The sequence below is a fragment of the Pedobacter sandarakinus genome (assembly GCF_026240095.1).
Taxonomy (GTDB): domain Bacteria; phylum Bacteroidota; class Bacteroidia; order Sphingobacteriales; family Sphingobacteriaceae; genus Pedobacter; species Pedobacter sandarakinus.
In genome coordinates, this window is sequence record NZ_JAPIVG010000002.1 from 411138 (window position 1) to 428691 (window position 17554).

General features: G+C 38.6%; 19 protein-coding genes and 1 other RNA gene. 18 read left to right on the forward strand and 2 right to left on the reverse strand.

Features of this window, described 5'->3' with window-relative positions; all coding sequences use genetic code 11:
- Positions 1–26 precede the first annotated feature (26 nt).
- From OQ268_RS07380 to OQ268_RS07395, 4 genes are read left to right on the forward strand one after another with little or no spacing between them, the layout of a single operon-like run.
- Positions 27–1217 carry an acyl-CoA dehydrogenase family protein gene (locus tag OQ268_RS07380; protein ID WP_265855476.1) on the forward strand — a complete coding sequence of 397 codons (1191 nt, stop codon included), beginning with the start codon at positions 27–29 and terminating at the stop codon, positions 1215–1217.
- 23 nt (positions 1218–1240) lie between these two features.
- Positions 1241–1621: an SRPBCC domain-containing protein gene (locus tag OQ268_RS07385; protein WP_265855711.1), complete on the forward strand. Its 381-nt coding sequence runs from the start codon at positions 1241–1243 to the stop codon at positions 1619–1621.
- An 18-nt stretch (positions 1622–1639) separates the two neighbouring features.
- Positions 1640–2449, forward strand: a complete 810-nt coding sequence (locus OQ268_RS07390; protein ID WP_265855477.1) for a hypothetical protein — start codon at positions 1640–1642, stop codon at positions 2447–2449.
- A 50-nt stretch (positions 2450–2499) separates the two neighbouring features.
- Positions 2500–2712 (forward strand): hypothetical protein, encoded by a 213-nt coding sequence (locus OQ268_RS07395; protein WP_265855478.1) that lies wholly within the window; start codon positions 2500–2502, stop codon positions 2710–2712.
- Between the two features lie 55 nt (positions 2713–2767).
- Here the strand turns inward: OQ268_RS07395 and lysA are convergent, their stop codons facing one another.
- Both lysA and OQ268_RS07405 read right to left on the reverse strand, forming a co-directional pair.
- Positions 2768–3922 carry a diaminopimelate decarboxylase gene (gene lysA / locus OQ268_RS07400; RefSeq protein WP_265855479.1) on the reverse strand — a complete coding sequence of 385 codons (1155 nt, stop codon included), beginning with the start codon at positions 3920–3922 and terminating at the stop codon, positions 2768–2770.
- A 318-nt stretch (positions 3923–4240) separates the two neighbouring features.
- Complete coding sequence (locus OQ268_RS07405; protein ID WP_265855480.1) at positions 4241–5554, reverse strand: aspartate kinase; 1314 nt, start codon at positions 5552–5554, stop codon at positions 4241–4243.
- 184 nt (positions 5555–5738) lie between these two features.
- Here OQ268_RS07405 and OQ268_RS07410 point away from each other — a divergent pair, with 184 nt between their 5' ends.
- From OQ268_RS07410 to OQ268_RS07475, 14 genes are all read left to right on the forward strand, one after another.
- The gene (locus OQ268_RS07410) at positions 5739–7475 is read left to right on the forward strand and encodes a phospho-sugar mutase (RefSeq protein WP_265855481.1); all 1737 of its coding nucleotides are present in this window, start codon (positions 5739–5741) and stop codon (positions 7473–7475) included.
- A gap of 186 nt (positions 7476–7661) precedes the next feature.
- Entirely contained in the window at positions 7662–8036 is a 375-nt protein-coding gene (locus tag OQ268_RS07415) for a hypothetical protein (RefSeq protein WP_265855482.1), read from the forward strand.
- A 185-nt stretch (positions 8037–8221) separates the two neighbouring features.
- Entirely contained in the window at positions 8222–9022 is an 801-nt protein-coding gene (locus tag OQ268_RS07420) for an MbnP family protein (protein WP_265855483.1), read from the forward strand.
- 89 nt (positions 9023–9111) lie between these two features.
- The gene (locus OQ268_RS07425) at positions 9112–10110 is read left to right on the forward strand and encodes a cytochrome-c peroxidase (RefSeq protein ID WP_265855484.1); all 999 of its coding nucleotides are present in this window, start codon (positions 9112–9114) and stop codon (positions 10108–10110) included.
- 7 nt (positions 10111–10117) lie between these two features.
- Positions 10118–10969 carry an MbnP family protein gene (locus tag OQ268_RS07430; protein ID WP_265855485.1) on the forward strand — a complete coding sequence of 284 codons (852 nt, stop codon included), beginning with the start codon at positions 10118–10120 and terminating at the stop codon, positions 10967–10969.
- A 5-nt stretch (positions 10970–10974) separates the two neighbouring features.
- A complete protein-coding gene (locus OQ268_RS07435; RefSeq protein WP_265855486.1) occupies positions 10975–12021 on the forward strand; it encodes a cytochrome-c peroxidase in 1047 nt (348 codons plus the stop codon).
- A 9-nt stretch (positions 12022–12030) separates the two neighbouring features.
- Positions 12031–12954, forward strand: coding sequence for a transporter (locus OQ268_RS07440; RefSeq protein WP_265855487.1), 924 nt, complete (start codon positions 12031–12033; stop codon positions 12952–12954).
- A gap of 13 nt (positions 12955–12967) precedes the next feature.
- On the forward strand, positions 12968–13429 hold the full coding sequence (locus OQ268_RS07445) for a hypothetical protein (protein ID WP_265855488.1): 462 nt from the start codon (positions 12968–12970) through the stop codon (positions 13427–13429).
- A gap of 6 nt (positions 13430–13435) precedes the next feature.
- Positions 13436–13696: a YHS domain-containing protein gene (locus OQ268_RS07450; RefSeq protein ID WP_265855489.1), complete on the forward strand. Its 261-nt coding sequence runs from the start codon at positions 13436–13438 to the stop codon at positions 13694–13696.
- 2 nt (positions 13697–13698) lie between these two features.
- Positions 13699–14091, forward strand: a complete 393-nt coding sequence (locus tag OQ268_RS07455) for a hypothetical protein (RefSeq protein ID WP_265855490.1) — start codon at positions 13699–13701, stop codon at positions 14089–14091.
- A 55-nt stretch (positions 14092–14146) separates the two neighbouring features.
- On the forward strand, positions 14147–14797 hold the full coding sequence (locus tag OQ268_RS07460) for an SCO family protein (RefSeq protein ID WP_265855491.1): 651 nt from the start codon (positions 14147–14149) through the stop codon (positions 14795–14797).
- A gap of 103 nt (positions 14798–14900) precedes the next feature.
- The gene (locus OQ268_RS07465) at positions 14901–15323 is read left to right on the forward strand and encodes a c-type cytochrome (RefSeq protein ID WP_265855492.1); all 423 of its coding nucleotides are present in this window, start codon (positions 14901–14903) and stop codon (positions 15321–15323) included.
- A 57-nt stretch (positions 15324–15380) separates the two neighbouring features.
- Positions 15381–15760: RNase P RNA component class A (gene rnpB / locus OQ268_RS07470), an RNA gene on the forward strand.
- A 294-nt stretch (positions 15761–16054) separates the two neighbouring features.
- A complete protein-coding gene (locus OQ268_RS07475; RefSeq protein ID WP_265855493.1) occupies positions 16055–17461 on the forward strand; it encodes a sigma-54-dependent transcriptional regulator in 1407 nt (468 codons plus the stop codon).
- The last annotated feature ends 93 nt before the right edge of the window (positions 17462–17554 follow it).

Genomic DNA, 17554 nt, shown 5'->3' on the forward strand with positions numbered 1-17554 from the left:
TTTCTTCACCAGAATATATAAATGGTATGAGCAAATCACTTAAGAAAGACCTTTACGAGGCCCCAGACTATTATTTATTGGATGAATTGCTTACAGATGAGCATAAGTTGATAAGAGCTACCGCCAGAGAGTGGGTTAAAAAAGAGGTAAGCCCTATTATAGAAGATTATGCACAAAGGGCAGCGTTTCCAGATCAATTAATTAAAGGTTTAGCAGAGCTTGGTGCATTTGGCCCAACGATTCCCGTTGAATATGGTGGCGCCGGATTAGATTATACCGCCTATGGCATTTTGATGCAAGAGATTGAGCGTGGAGATTCGGGAATACGTTCAACCGCATCGGTACAAGGTTCATTAGTGATGTATCCTATATACGCCTACGGGAGCGAAGAACAGCGTAAGAAATATTTACCAAAACTCGCCGCTGGCGAATGGATGGGTTGCTTCGGCCTAACAGAACCCGATCATGGTTCTAATCCTGGCGGCATGGTAACCAATATCAAGGATGCTGGTTCGCATTACATTTTAAATGGTGCTAAAATGTGGATTAGCAATGCGCCATTTGCAGATATTGCGGTGGTGTGGGCCAAAGACGAAGCCGGTAAAATTCGTGGTATGGTTGTGGAACGTGGGATGAAAGGATTTTCTACACCAGAAACACATAATAAATGGAGTTTGAGGGCGTCGGCAACTGGTGAATTAGTTTTTGATAATGTTGAAATACCCAAGGAAAATGTTTTCCCCGAAATAAGCGGCTTAAAAGGACCATTGGGTTGCTTAAACCAGGCACGTTATGGCATAGCATGGGGTGCACTAGGTGCCGCCATGGATTGTTACGATACTGCTTTAAGATACGCTAAAGAAAGAATTCAGTTTGGCAAACCAATAGGCGGTTTTCAGTTACAGCAAAAAAAGCTGGCTGAAATGATTACGGAAATTACCAAAGGACAGTTACTGGTTTGGCGCCTGGGTGTGTTAAAATCTGAAGGTAGAGCAACAGCAGAACAAATATCTATGGCTAAAAGGAATAGTGTGGAAATTGCCCTTGATATTGCCAGGAATGCCCGACAGATGTTAGGCGGAATGGGAATAACTGGAGATTATTCGATTATGCGCCACATGATGAATTTAGAATCAGTGGTTACTTACGAGGGTACACACGACATCCACTTACTTATAACCGGGATGGATGTTACCGGCTTAAATGCCTTTAAATAAATACTTTAGATACTATTATATTGATGAAAGATTTTAAGAAATACACTTATATATCTGCTAGTCCAGAGGAAGTATACCTGGCCCTCACTAAAGCACTTAGTATTAAACTTTGGACAGGCGCCGAAGTAGAATTTGAAGAACTTCCAGATACCGAGTTTTCTTTCTGGGATGGTGATATAGTCGGAAAGAACATTTCATTTGAGCCTAATAAGAAAATTGTGCAGCAATGGTATTTCGGAGATACTAAAGAGCAGTCTATCGTTACGATCAAGCTTCATGAAGATAAAAAAGGTACATCACTTGAGTATAAACAAACAAATATTCCCGACGAAGATTATGAGGAGTTTACAGCGGGTATCGAAGAATATTATCTTGCTGGACTAGTAGATTTCTTTGACGAGTAATTATTTTAACCCCTTTAGATGATGATGCGCCTCTCAACATTAAAAAATACCTTCTCAATGCTGGTATTGACAGTCTTAAATTTATCATGTGGAAGTTTAGCAACCAGCTTGCCCGCTTTTTACACACCAGCGGCAACTTCAAATCACATGACTTACATGCCTAAACCAATGGCGAGTGACAGTGTAAAAGCAAAAAACTATGTTAGTGCAAGTTTTGCCAACAATAGCTTGCCTTATGAGACTGGTGATGCTGCAATGGGTTACTTAAATTACAACCGGGCACATACTTTTAAGAATTTAAATTTTGCTTACGGGGCTTTTACTTATTTTGGTGGAACAACTCGTGGATACGATAATGCGAGCCGTAAAATTAATGACGATTACTATGGAAAGGGTTTCTTTGGTGGTGGGCTAAGAACATCAATTGGAGTTGCGCAAACATCCGGAAATACGGAGTTTAGGATCTTGAATTGGGAGAATGCCTTTGTTTATGAAACTGGAAACTATAGCTCGTTCAGGAAAAATTTAAAGGCTAAAAGAGATCCCCTCTCTTTAGTGGCTGATCAAACCACAATGTTTACTTCAGGCGGTTCAACAGAAGTGATATGGTCTGGAAGCAAGAACAAAGATAGACAATATGGTTTCCGTTTATTTTTAGGTAGTACGCTAGGCCTGCAACGGAACATCAACTATGGTGAAGAAAAACTTACCGGCCTTGCCTCCGATTTTTCATTTTTCGTTAAGATTAAAGATGTCTACGGCATTCTAAGTAGTGGCAGTAATTTAGGCAACAACTCTGGAAAAATTACCCTCGGCTATTCGTTTTAATCAAACAAAATCATTCTGCGCTATGTTTTGATGAAATAAACGAGAAAATTATGAATAAAACTGTAGGATTGATATTAATAATTGTTGGTATAGCCATGCTGGTTTGGACCGGTTTTACCTATACAAAAAAGGAAAAGTTAGTAGACGCCGGGCCAATCCAGATATCGGCAGACAAAGAAAAGTCGGTTAACTGGCCGCCTTATGTTGGTGGGGTTATACTGATTGCTGGCGTTGTTGTATTTGTATCCGCAAAGCGAAAATAATAAATGTGAAAATGTGCTTGTGGCGAAAGAATTCATGTCACAAGCACATATCATATCAAATCTCGCTACTGTAAACTGACCTGATTTCATCTCGCAGATTGTATTTGGAGGCCATCACTTCTCCATAAGCACCTGCACTGCGAATGGCAAACACGTCGCCCCTAAAAGATTCAGGCTGTTCAACTTCTTTTCCAAAGCAATCTGTGCTTTCACAAATTGGCCCAACAATATCATACCTTAGGTCGTTGCCGTGTCCCCTTGTTAGGTTTTCTATCTTATGGTATGCCTGGTACAATGCTGGGCGCATCAATTCCGTCATACCTGCATCCAAAACAACAAAGTTTTTCTTTTTACCATTTTTGATGTATAAAGCCCTGGTTATTAATGCTGCAGACTGACCCACAAGTGCCCTACCTAACTCAAAATGAACTTCCTGATTGGCCTTAATTTCCAAAAAATCATTAAATATTTTGAAGTAAGCTTTAAAGTCTGGGATTTGATGATCGGGATGATGATAATCAATTCCTAACCCACCGCCTACATTTAAAACGGCCACTGTAAACCCTTTATCTTCAAACCAATTGCAGAACTCATTTACCCTAACACAGAGATTCTTGTATACATCAAGATTGGTGATTTGAGAACCAATGTGGAAATGAATACCCAGAAATGCTAAGTTTGTTGAGGCTTTCAATACTTCCGCACACGCTGGTAAGTCCCAGGAATTAATTCCGAACTTATTCTCGTCTAAACCTGTAGTAATGTTGTGATGGGTATGCGCATCTACGTTAGGATTGATACGAATAGCAATTTGCGCAGTTTTTCTTTTGGCCGTTGCCAGTTCATTTAATACTTCTAGTTCTTGTATCGATTCTACGTTGAAGCAAAAGATGTCTAGATCCAAGGCTTCATTTATTTCTTTGTCAGATTTGCCGACCCCCGCAAATACAATCTTTTTATTTTCAAACCCAACTTCTACAGCTCTTCTCACCTCTCCTGCACTAACGCAGTCTGCACCAAAGCCAATGGTTTTGATCTGATCTAGAATGACCGGATTGAAATTTGCTTTGAGGGCATAATGTATATGAAATCCATAGGGTTTGGCCGCTGAAGCACACGCTTCGAGGGTTTTCTGCAGCAAATCGGTATCGTAATAGTAAAAAGGCGTTTCTATATTGTTAAACTTTGCTATATCTTTATCGGCGAACATGTTCAAATTCCTTATTATAATTTTAATTCTATTCTTTGGGCTTATTTATTTGGGTAACTACCTCGATTTGAAGCATGGAAGAATCACCCAAAAGCAATACAATGGAAAAATCCGATTTTTCATCGTTCTACTGCTAATTGTATTATTTCTTCTATTCATTAAAAAATGAAAATTGTAGCCGCTATATTTATTGTCATCATTATCTCCTTGGGACTATTTAATTCCTATCGGAAATATAAAAACAACTTACTGCCATCAAGCTTCTTTGCACTTCATTGCCTAGTAGCCGTAATGGTAATAATAGGTGGCTGCTATCTTCTATTCGAATAACCTGTTATGAAGACTTCTTAACGCCTCTGTCTTGTACTCACTTAAAATAAGTAAAGATACATTGTAGTTGCTTCCTCCGTAAGAGATCATCCGAATTGGAATGTGCTTCAATCCCTCTAAAACACGGCTTGCAAACCCATGTTTCTCTGAGCCGAAATCGCCTACAACGCACACAATACTGTGATTTGTATCAACTTCTACTGTTCCGAAACTTTCCAGTTCAGCTATGATTTTAGGTAAGTTCCCAACTTCATCTATGGTTAACGAAACGGCAACCTCAGATGTCGTAATCATATCAATTGGCGTTTTATAGCGCTCAAAAACTTCGAACACGCGACGTAAGAAGCCATAAGCCAATAACATTCGGCTAGACTGAATTCTAATTGCTGTAATTCCATCTTTCGCAGCGATGGACTTTATTTTGCCTTTCTCGCTGTTATGGGTAATCAGCGTTCCGGCGGCAGTGGGCTCCATCGTGTTAAGCAAGCGAACAGGTATTTTATATTTCTGTGCCGGAAAAACCGATTGCGGGTGCAAAATCTTTGCGCCAAAATAAGCTAGCTCAGCGGCCTCGTCGAATGACAGTTGTGCTATAGGTTTGGTACCTTTAACTATTCGAGGATCATTATTATGCATACCGTCAATATCTGTCCATATCTGCACTTCTTCCGCTAAGATGGCTGCCCCTAAAAGCGATGCGGTATAATCACTACCTCCACGGCGTAAGTTATCAACCTCACCAAAACTGTTTCGGCAAATATACCCCTGGGTGATGAATAACTTATTGCCTTCGTGAGCTGCCAATATAGGCATTAAATGTGCTGTGGTAAAGGGAATATCAGGCTCGTTATCTTCATCAGTTTTCATAAAATCTAAGGCAGGTAGCAATACTGATGGTACATTAATAGATTTTAAGTAAATATGATACAACGTAGTAGATAACAATTCCCCCTGTGCTAAAACTACCTTTTCTTCAATTGGGGTGAATAAATCATTTGCTAAGCTTGCTAGAAATCCGAAATGATAATCAATTACCTCATTGCCTTCTTCCTGGTAGTTTGCTGATGGTAATAATTCTATAACAAAGTCCTTATATTTTTGATACAGATTTTCTACACATTCGCTGCCCTTCTTCTTATCGCCGGCTAAAAAATGATTTGCAATTTCCACTAAACTATTTGTAGTACCAGAAACAGCTGATAAAACCACAATTTGTTCTTCGTTTGGATTAATGATATCCAACAATTTTGTCATGCGCTCGGGACTACCTACAGAAGTACCCCCAAATTTTAATATTTTCATTTTTAATACTGGAATATGTAATTTTCTTTATTATTGTATCGGGGCGTGAAAATAAACAAAACCAGCTTAAAAGCAACACCCTCAACAAAATAAAATTTGGAATAATACTGATTTTTGATTCTAACCAAACTTCAACAACCCCAATTTTGTTCACTACCAGATAATAAATTAAAATTAAAGTTAAATGCAAGCAATTGATCAAACCATCCAGGCCACAATAAATCAGTGGTTACAAGGAAACTACGATGATAAGACAAAATCAGAAATCCAAAATTTAGTAGATAATAACGCAACAACCGAATTAACCGATGCTTTTTATAAAAGCTTAGAATTTGGTACTGGTGGCTTACGTGGAATAATGGGCGCTGGCTCAAACCGAATAAATAAATATACAATTGGTACAGCAACCCAAGGATTAGCCAATTACTTAAATAACAAATATTCTGGCGAACAAATAAGCGTTGCCATCGCACATGATAGCCGTAACAACTCCGATTATTTCGCTAAAATTACTGCTGATGTTTTTTCAGCTAACGGCATTCATGTCTATTTCTTTGAGGCATTAAGGCCAACTCCAGAATTATCATTCGCCGTGCGTCATTTCGGTTGTAAAAGCGGTGTGATGCTTACGGCATCTCATAATCCGAAAGAATACAATGGTTATAAAGCCTATGGTGCAGATGGCGGTCAGTTTACCTCTCCTGATGATAAATTGGTGATTGACGAGGTAAATAAAATTAAAAGTATTGATGAGGTTAGATTTGATCGCGTAGAGGAGAACATTGAATTGATTGGTGAAGCCATCGACAAGTTATACCTTGATGGGATTACAGCACTTTCCATTTCACCAGAAGCAATAAAAAGACAGCACGATTTGAAAATTGTTTACTCTCCCATTCACGGTACAGGAATAACCCTTGTACCAAAAGCGTTGGAGCAATTTGGTTTTACAAATGTAACGGTTGTTGAAGAGCAAAGTAAGCCTGATGGCAACTTTCCAACTGTTGTTTATCCAAATCCTGAAGAGAAAGATGCATTAACGCTGGCAATGAAAAAGGCAAAGGAGATTGATGCAGATCTAGTTTTGGCTACAGATCCAGATGCTGACCGTGTAGGTATTGCTGTGAAGGATAACGATGGAGAATGGGTACTGTTAAACGGAAATCAAACCGGAAGTCTGCTGATTAATTATTTACTTTCTGCTTGGGAAGAAAGTGGTAAGCTCGACGGTAATCAATTTATTGTGAAAACTATTGTTACCTCAAACCTTATTGAGGAAATTGCTAAAAAGAAAGATGTAACTTATTATAATACCCTTACCGGTTTTAAATACATTGGGCAGTTAATGACTGAGTTAGAGGGTAAAAAGTACTTTATTGGTGGTGGAGAAGAAAGTTATGGCTATTTAATTGGGGATTTAGTTCGTGACAAAGATGCGGTAGTATCTGCTGCTTTCATTTCTGAAATGACAGCATACTATAAAGATAAAGGAGCCAGTTTATACCAGGCTTTGTTGGATATGTATGTGGAATATGGTCTTTACAAAGAGGATCTGGTATCACTTACCAAAAAAGGCAAGACTGGTGCTGAAGAAATTAAGGCCATGATGGTAAAATTCCGCGAAAATCCACCGGCAACATTGGGCGGTTCTAAAGTTTCGGTGTTGAAAGATTATGAATTAAGTCAAGAAACTGATCTATCTACCGGAACAGTAACCAAACTGGACTATCCAACTTCTGACGTTCTGCAGTTTATAACTGAAGATGGAAGTATTGTTTCAGCCCGCCCGAGTGGTACCGAACCTAAAATTAAATTCTACTGCAGCGTAAATGCTCCATTAAACGAAAGTGGAGATTTTGAGAAGGTTAACCAACAGTTAGGTCAAAAAATTGATGCTGTTATGGCCGATTTACAGGCATAAAAGTTATCTCTGATATAAATAGAAATCCAGGTGCATTTTTGTACCTGGATTTTTTGTTTTAAAGAGATGCCTATTCCTAGTTATTAGATTTTTTTAAATCCAGTTGTAACAAAACTAAAGATTATTGGCATTACCACCTTTTCTTTGCTGCTCTCAATTTCTTTGTTTAGTTTTGCAGCAAATACCATGTTCAAAAACATAATCGTATATCTGCTGATCGTATTCACCATTTCTCAGGGTGCAATACAGCTTGCCATATATTCTGGTTATGAAATGAATAAGGAATACATTACCAGCGTTTTCTGTATTAACAAGGCTCACCCAGAGTTACATTGTGATGGCACGTGCTTTCTTGCTAAAAAGCTGAAGGATCTTGAAGGTAAAAACAAACAAATACAAGATAATTTAAAGCGAGTGGTAGAATCCGATCCCAGCTTTACATCTATTGCCATTAATGGTTACATCCCATCATTCGAACTAAAATCGGAAAGTGGCTTCATTCAGCAAGACCTTCCGACTTTGCATTTTTCTATTTTCCAGCCTCCTAAGTTAGTTTCGTAACTTCTATTTATCTGGCGTTTTAGACTTATGACATATTTAATTATGTATAGGTTCAGCATGCCATGTTTCAAATGCTACACATTTATTTAATTGTAGCGCTAAAATCACGATTTAACATTACTAACAATTAGTCTTGCTAGGCATACAAATGCACTGGCAACATCTTGGAAAATACATTATATAAAATGAAAAAATTTTTAACAAGTCTAACGCTGGCAATAGGTTTATTCTCATCATGCTCAAAAGAGGGCGATTTAATCGCAACCACGGATAGTCAGGGAAAAACAACTTTAACTTTCGACGCCACCTTTAACGGTACGGATTTCGCTCTTAATAAAGACTTTACGCTAGGCACAAAGACTTTTAATTTTAATAAGTTCAGATACTGGGTAAGTAATGTCATACTTGTAAATGCTGCAGGCGAGGATGTAAAAGTTGCTGGATCTTACTATCTTATTGAAGAAACTGGCGCTATAAACCTGGTTGGCGTAAATAATGAAGTTTCTACAACGATTTATCCGGCAACAAAAAGAGAAGATGTTTCTTTGAAAGAAATCCCTGCAGGTGACTACAAAGCCATAAAATTTGGCGTTGGTGTAGATCAGAAATACAACGACAACCTAAGTCTTCAGTCTGGGGAACTATCACAGTTAAATGGAATGACTAATGTTTCATGGATGTGGTTAACGAGTTACATTTTTACTTCTGCAACCGGAACAGTTAAAGATGGTGCAACTAGTAAAACCCTGAAAGTAGAGACAGGCTTAAATTCGAATTACAAAACAGTATCATTAAGTTTTCCTCAAACCATTAAGATTGGTTCGTCAAAATCTAGTAGCATTGTATTAAATGTTGATTTAGCTAAGGCCTTTAACGGAGTAGATATAATTGCCACCCCATCTGTTGGTGCTGCCCAAGCTACCGCAATGGCAACTGTAGCAAATAACTATGCAACAAATGTTTTTAGTGTAAAATCGGTCAACTAATGACGTACATAGGCAATAATGCATTGGTGCGATTATCGGCCTGTATCCTTTTTGCGTGCATATTTTATGCATGCAAAAAGGATAATTCAATGGAAGAAATTACACCAAGGCTTACCAATGTGAAGTTACCTGTAGCTTCTAATTTCCCTGCTGTTGATGATGATTTTGATAATCCACTGTCTGCCGAAGGAATTGAATTAGGTAGACGTTTATTCTATGACACGAAGCTTTCAGGAAACAACAGAGTTTCTTGTGCATCGTGCCACAGACAAAATATTGCCTTTACAGATGCAGTTGCCTTAACAAATATTGGAGTTTCTGCAAGGAAACTAGACCGGCATACCCCATCGTTATTTAACTTGGCATGGTCTAAAACGGGCTTGTTTTGGGATGGTGGGTCAACCAATTTAGAATCGCAGGCTTTTGGGCCTCTTACAAATCCCGATGAGATGAATCAAAATCTGACTGAGCTAGAGGCAGAGTTGAAACAAATACCAGATTATGTAAAAAGGTTCAAAGTTGTATTTGGCGAAGAAATAAAATCGGCAAATATTGTTAAATCACTCGCCCAATTTCAGCGAACGTTAATTTCTGACAATGCCAAATATGACAAATACATCAGGAATGAAGATGGCGTAATTTTAAACGACCTAGAATTGGCTGGAATGAAATTAGTGAAAGAGAAATGTGCTTCCTGCCATTCTGGAGCGTTGTTTACCGATAACCAGTATCATAATAATGGCCTTGATGCTAGTTTCTCTGACGACCATGAAGGTATTTTCCAAGGTAGATTTAGGGTTACATTCAATCCTAACGATTTGGGAAAATTTAAAACACCTTCTTTACGTAACGTGATGGTGACGGCACCCTACATGCACGATGGCCGTTTCAACACCATTGATGATGTGCTAGATCACTACAATTCTGGAATCCAGGCATCAGCTACGCTGGATCAAAGCCTAAAGCAAAATGCAGGAAATCCAGGAATTCCAATTTCATCAACAGAAAAGCTGGCCATAAAATCATTTCTTTCGGCTTTAACTGATCATACTTTTATCAACAATAAAAAATTTAGCAACCCTAATTAAATTAATCATGAACAAATTAAGTATAAAATTGACGTTACTCACATTTTGGACTATTTTATTGCTTGCATCCTGTTCAAAAGAAGATAGCCCGGTGCCCGAATTCGAAGAAAAAAATCTTGCACCTTTTTCAGTTGAGTTCGATAACATTGTTGGCGACAGAACGCTGAGCTTCAACAACTCCGCTACCCCTTACATAAATGCTAAAGGTGAGGCTTTCACCATTTCTATGCTACAATATTATATAAGTAATATTAAGCTTGCCACTGCAGATGGTAAAACATATGCTGTAAAACAAGATGATAGCTACTTCCTGATTAAATCTGCAGATAAAGCTACTCGCTTCGCCAAAGTAAATGTGCCTGAAGGAGACTATACCCGACTTACCTTTACATTAGGTGTAGACAGTTTACGCAGCACTATGGGTATTGATAAGCGAACAGGAGTTTTGGATCCGGCCTCAAATGGCGATCATGATAATGGAGGTATGTATTGGGGTTGGAATTCTGGCTATATATTTTTCAGATTCGAAGGAAATTCTAATGTGATTTCTGATGACGTGAATGGAGATCCTACAGGCAAAAAGCAATTCAAATATCATATTGGTGGTTTCGGAGGCTATTCTGCTCCCACAATAAATAACATTAAAACCATCACGATAGACTTAACCAGTGCAGGTATCGCTAAGGTACGCAAAGACAGACAGAGTAATGTACACCTTTTTGTAGATGCGATGAAGGTTTTTAATGGTTCGAACAGTTTTAAAATTGCAGATCACCCGAATGTGATGTTCAGCGACTATAGCGTAAACATCGCAAACAACTTAAGCCAAATGTTCAAGCACGATCATACTGAAAATTGATAACCATGAGTAAGAAACATTGGATAATTATTATTTGCATTTCCCTATTTGTTGTTGCTTGCAAAAAAAGTGACATCATACAGGAAGAAATTGATACTTTCCTGGGCTTTCAAAAACCGGCCAATTTTCCCGAAACCAGTTACAATTTTGCAGCCAATCCGGTTACCAAACCAGGCTTCGAATTGGGGCGAGCACTCTTTTACGAGGCAAGGCTGTCAAGAAACAACACGATAAGTTGTGGTTCATGTCACATCCAATCGTCGGCGTTTACGCAGCATGGCCATGATGTTAGTCATGGTATAGACGATCGATTGGGCACAAGGAATTCTCCCCCGATTATGAATTTAGCCTGGAATAAAGCTTTTATGTGGGGTGGTGGCGTATACGATTTGGACCTTCAGCCTATCGTTCCAATTACCGCCCACGAGGAAATGGACGAAACTTTAGAAAACGTATTTAAGAAACTCCGTCTGTTACCAAAATACAATGCATTATTTAAATCTGCTTTTGGTTCTGACGAAATCAATACCAGTAGATTCATGAAAGCCCTATCGCAATTCATGGTGATGTGTGTAAGCAGCAATTCCAAGTATGATAAAGTGATGCGAAAAGAAGGAAATACTTCATTCACGCAGGCCGAACTCAATGGCTATAACATATTTAAGGAAAAATGTGGATCGTGCCACAAAGAACCGCTGTTTACAGACGGAACTTTCAGAAACAATGGCTTATCGCTTAGCCCGGTAAAAGATCAGGGCTTATATACGGCTACCCTATTGACTTCAGATCGATATAAATTTAAGGTTCCGTCATTAAGAAACTTAAAATATACAGCACCATTTATGCATGATGGTCGATTTTTAACCTTAGATGCAGTTTTGGCTCATTATAGTAGTCAGGTTCAGCACCTGGAGAATTTAGATCCTATTTTGAACCAAAATGGCAAACTTGGTATTGATATATCAGCTGAAGAAAAAACAAACTTGATCGCTTTTTTAGCTACGCTAAATGATGAGACATTTATTAATAACAGTAGCCTGGCAGAACAATAAATTTAGAAGATGAAGATAAAAATCATATTTACCTTTGCACTTGTTGTTTCAACATTAAGCGGTTTTGCTTGCGATATATGCGGTTGTGGCGTGGGAAGTTATTACATCGGCATTTTGCCAGAATATAATAAACGTTTTCTTGGCTTACGATATCAATACAAAACCCTGCGAACTCATTTAGGGCCAGATGGTGGAATCACACCGATAACCGCCAATGAAACCTATCAAAGTGCAGAAATTTGGGGCGGCTGGAACATCGGACAAAAATTTCGGGTGCTGGCTTTTGTACCTTACAATTTCAACAGACGTAGCACCCAAGATGACATAGGAACAAAACAAGGCCTCGGCGATATAGCAGTAATGGGGTATTACAACGTTTTTAATCAGCGTGGCGGACTCGGCGATAAGCTACTTGTTCAGTCATTATGGGTAGGCGCAGGCATTAAAGTGCCCACCGGGAAGTACGAACCCACAGAGCGCCTTGCCATATCAGAATCTCCGAATAATTTCCAACTGGGTACTGCAAGCACCGATTTTACATTTAATATTGCCTACGACGTTCGTTTAAATGACTTGGGGCTTAACACCAATTTCAACTATAAAGTAAACACTGAAAATAAGTATGCTTACAGGTATGGCAATAAATTCACCGCTAATGTACTCGCTTACTATAAATTTAGAATTGCCCACGCAGTTACCGTAGCACCCAATGCTGGCTTGTTATACGAAACCGCTGGGCAAGATGTCGAGGGTAAAAAATATACTGTAGATGTGTCTGGGGGCTATTCACTATCGGCTGTAGGTGGAATAGAAATTGCAATGAAGGGCCTTTCTATCGGGGCAAATTATCAAAATGTTCGTGCACAAAAATTGGCCGGTGGCCGGGCGTTTGCTGGCAACAGATTAATGCTCCATATGTCTGTTCCTTTTTAAATCATAATTTAACATGAAAAAAATAACTATTTACGCAATCCTTGCGTTCGCCGGGATAATGAGTTTTACAAGCTGCAAAACCCAACCAGACGCTGATGCCGTTCGAAAAGAAGTGCTTAACCTCCATGATAAGGTTATGATAGACGGTGAAAAAGTGATCAAAAATAAAATGATTTTGGATACATTGCTCCAAAAGCAAATAGCTAAGAAATCCGCAGATACGGCAAGTATAGCGGACATCATTAATCGACTAAACAAGGCTGATGAAAACATGATGGATTGGATGCATTTTTTTAAAGACGATTTTAAAGGAAAAAGCGAAGAGGAAAATCTTGCTTACTATCAATCACAGATGATCAAAATCCGGGGCGTGGAAGATGAATATATCCAGTCTACCCGGGTCTCAGACTCACTTATAAAAGTTTACAGCATTTCATTACCACAATCAACCTCAACAAGCCATCATAAACACTAACTATATATGAAAACGATTAATATTATCATTCCAGTTCTCTTTATGTTTGTATTATCAAAACCTTCATTTGCTAGTCATGTTGCTGTAGAAAATTCCATCGCAATAACTGACTCAACGAAGAAAGAAACGATAGATCCTGTTTGTAAAATGAAGATCAAGCCGAATTCTTCGAAAAATGTAGTTTACAACAAAACAACTTACTACTTTTGTTCTGATGGCTGCAAGCAAAAATTTATTGTCAAGCCTACCAGTTATATTAAAAAATAAATATGAAAAGATTATTTATCGGTTTATTGCTCTTTTTTAGCGCTGCCAACATTTCATTTTCACAAACTGTTTTCAGTCAGTGGCCCAAGTTGTCAGATTTCCACGATATAATGTCCGCCACATTTCATCCGAGTGAAGAAGGGAACTTAGAACCCATAAAGAAGAGAAGTGGAGAGCTGGTTGCAAAAGCAAATGCTTTGCAGAAATCTCAAATTCCGGCAGCTTATAATAAGCCTGAAATTAGAAATTCCGTTAAAAAGCTAAATACCACAAGTTTAGAATTAAATCTGCTTGTTAAAAATAAGGCTACGGATAAGCAACTAATGGATAAAATTAAAGTACTGCACGATATCTTTCATCAAATTGTGGGTTTGTGTAAAGAAAAACCTCATTAATTAAAAGATTTCGCAATTAAGAGTTATAGTTACCGTCACATTAAATCAACAAAACATGTTAAAAAATCATATTATTATATCAACCTGTGTATTATTTGCCGTTATACTTTCCGCTTGTCAGCAAGAAAAGCGGCTTCCTTTTTATGGTGAGCGGCATGCTGAAACGGTTAAAGATGCCGCAGGAAATGAAAAAATTGATACGGTTTATCAAACCATACCTAACTGGTCTTTTCTAAATCAAGATAGCGTTGTAACCACGAATAAGGTAACAGATGGAAAAATTTATATTGCAGATTTCTTTTTCACTTCATGTACCACAATTTGCCCTACTATGCACAGAAATTTAATGACAGTTTACAATGCATATAAGTCAGATCCAGATGTGATGTTCATTTCACACACGATAGATTTTAAATATGATAAACCTGCCGCATTAAAAAAATATGCTCAAAAATTAGGAGTAGATGGTCCGCAATGGCAATTTTTGTACGGCAGTAAAGACAGTGTATATACTTTAGCCGAAAAAAGCTATCTAGTTGCCGTTGGCGAAGACAGTACTGCCAAAGATGGTTATATCCACCAGGGCTATTTAGTTTTAGTTGACAAAGACAGGAGAATCCGGGGCGCCTACGATGGTACTAAAGAAGAACAGGTAGAACAATTAAAGAAAGATATCCCAGTTTTATTAGCAGAATATAAAAAATAGAATACTTACCATGCTCAATTCGATAATGGTAAATAAATCATAAACATTTCTGCAATTTTTCAGTTTCATTTACTAGTCAGAGATCACCACCTTGTTCAAAAATATGCGTAAGTATCTAATTATTAGTGCATTTTTTATTTCGGTAATTGCCGTCATTACTTCCTGCCAAAATCAAGAAACAATCGATTTTCAAAATTACATGTCCAATGGCAAAGATATCTACATCGCAAAATGCCAAAACTGCCATGGCGAAAAGGGCGAAGGTCTTGGTCAATTGGCGCCCCCGTTAACCGATACTACGTTTCTTAAAAACAACAAGTCGCGTTTGGCATGTATTATTAAAAATGGTATAAACGACAGCTTGGTGATCAACGGAAAATTATACACAGAAAAAATGCCTGGTTTCCCGGAATTGCCCGATATAGATGTGGCGCAGGTAATGGTGTACGTAACCAACGCTTTTGGGAACAAACAGGGTTTTGTTCCTTACCAAAAAGTGGCTACGCAACTTCAGAATTGCAACTAGTAAAAAAATCAAATCTTTTCGCCTATTTCTATCAAAAAACATTCATCTTTGTGCAAAAATGCAGGTTGTTCTATCGCTGTTTCGGGTAACCGAGAGAGAGGAAAGTCCGGGCAACACAGGGCATCTCGCTTTCTAACGGAAAGGAATTTAGGAATGAAAACCTAAATTATGGATTAGTGCAACAGAAAATATACCGCCTTAACTTCGGTTTTGGTAAGGGTGAAAACGTGCGGTAAGAGCGCACGAGCATTGCAGGTGACTGTAGTGGTTTGTAAACCCCGAGCGTTGAAAGACCAAATAGGCTAACGCATGTAGGGCTGCCCGTCCGATGTTAGTGGGTAGGTCGTTAGAGGTAAACGGCAACGTTTGCAGTAGATTAATGATAGAAATCTCAAGCAATTGAGCAACAGAACCCGGCTTATAGACCTGCATTTTTTTTTGAAAAGCAATAGCAGTAACTCTTAGGTAACTTCACTCCCGCTGTACGCTTTATCTTTTTTGTGTTCCTGCAGCAAGCTATATCCGTTATGCTTCAAAAAAGTATACCGCTTCCATCGGGTTTGTATACACAGGTAATTGCTTCTATCAATCGCTCTCACTTCCAAAGAATATTTCCATTCGGTTAAAACCTTTTACATTCATACTGGTTTAAAGGCTAAATATTGTATTAAAAACTATACATTAACTTAAAAACGATATATTCGCATAATATATTGAACAAACAAAACCAAATGGCCAAACTACTAATTATTGATGATGAGCGTGCGATCAGGAGTACCTTACGCGAAATCTTGGAATACGAGAATTATGATGTCGATGATACCGATAATGGTATCGATGGGCTAGAAATGATCAAAAAAGGAAACTTCGATCTGGTACTTTGCGACATAAAAATGAACAAAATGGACGGTATGGAAGTGTTGGAGCAAGCTCAAGCGCTTAAACCAGATTTGCCCTTCATCATGATATCCGGACACGGTACGGTTGAAACGGCGGTTGAGGCCAGCAAAAAAGGTGCATTTGATTTCATTTCTAAACCACCAGATTTAAACCGCCTGTTGATTACGGTTCGCAATGGTTTAGATCGTGGTACACTGGTTACAGAAACTAAAGTCCTCAAACGTAAGGCAAGCAAAACCCGCGAAATTCTCGGCGAATCTGAAAGCATATCTAAAATTAAAGAAACCATAGAACGTGTGGCTCCTACAGAGGCCAGGGTGCTCATAACCGGTGCAAACGGTAGTGGTAAAGAACTTGTTGCTCGGTGGTTGCACGAGAAATCTAATCGTGCAGATAGTCCGTTGATAGAAGTTAACTGCGCTGCAATACCATCAGAGTTAATAGAAAGTGAACTTTTTGGCCATGAGAAAGGTTCATTTACATCGGCGGTAAAACAACGTATTGGTAAGTTTGAGCTCGCCAATGGAGGAACCTTATTTCTGGATGAAATTGGCGATATGAGCCTTTCAGCCCAAGCGAAAGTACTCAGGGCTTTGCAAGAGCACAAAATATCTCGTGTAGGTGGAGAAAAAGAGATCGACGTAAACGTACGGGTACTTGCTGCAACCAATAAAGATTTGTTGAAAGAAATTGAAGATGGTAATTTCCGTATGGACTTGTACCATCGGTTAAACGTAATCAACATCCATGTACCGCACTTAACCGAGCGAACAGATGATATCCCTGTAATTGCGCAACACTTTCTCGAAAATATTTGTAACGACTATGGCATGCCCGTTAAAAAAGTAAACGACGGTGCCATGGCTGCTCTTAAAGCATTACCGTGGACGGGTAACGTTCGTGAATTGCACAATATGATCGAACGCTTAATTATCTTAAGTGATAAAGTAATTACCGAAAATGATGTTCGTGCATTCGCCAATCCAGGCGGCGGTACAAACATTGGCGCTGCCAGCAGCACACAGATTGCACAGTCTGCAACAGGTGCCGGATTAGGTTCAACTTTCGATAGTTTCAATAATTTTCAAGATTATAAAGATCACGCTGAAAAGGAATTCATCAAATTCAAACTTGAAAAAAACAATTGGAATGTATCCAAAACAGCAGATGAAATTGACATTCAACGAAGTCACCTGTACAGCAAAATCGAGAAATTCGGCCTAAAGCGGGCGGAATAAAAAAGCCTAGCAGGCAAAAGGTTGACAGTGACTTCTTAAGATTGGAATAAGAAAAGTTGGGGTGTATGGTTAAGGCTAATACATTTCAACTTT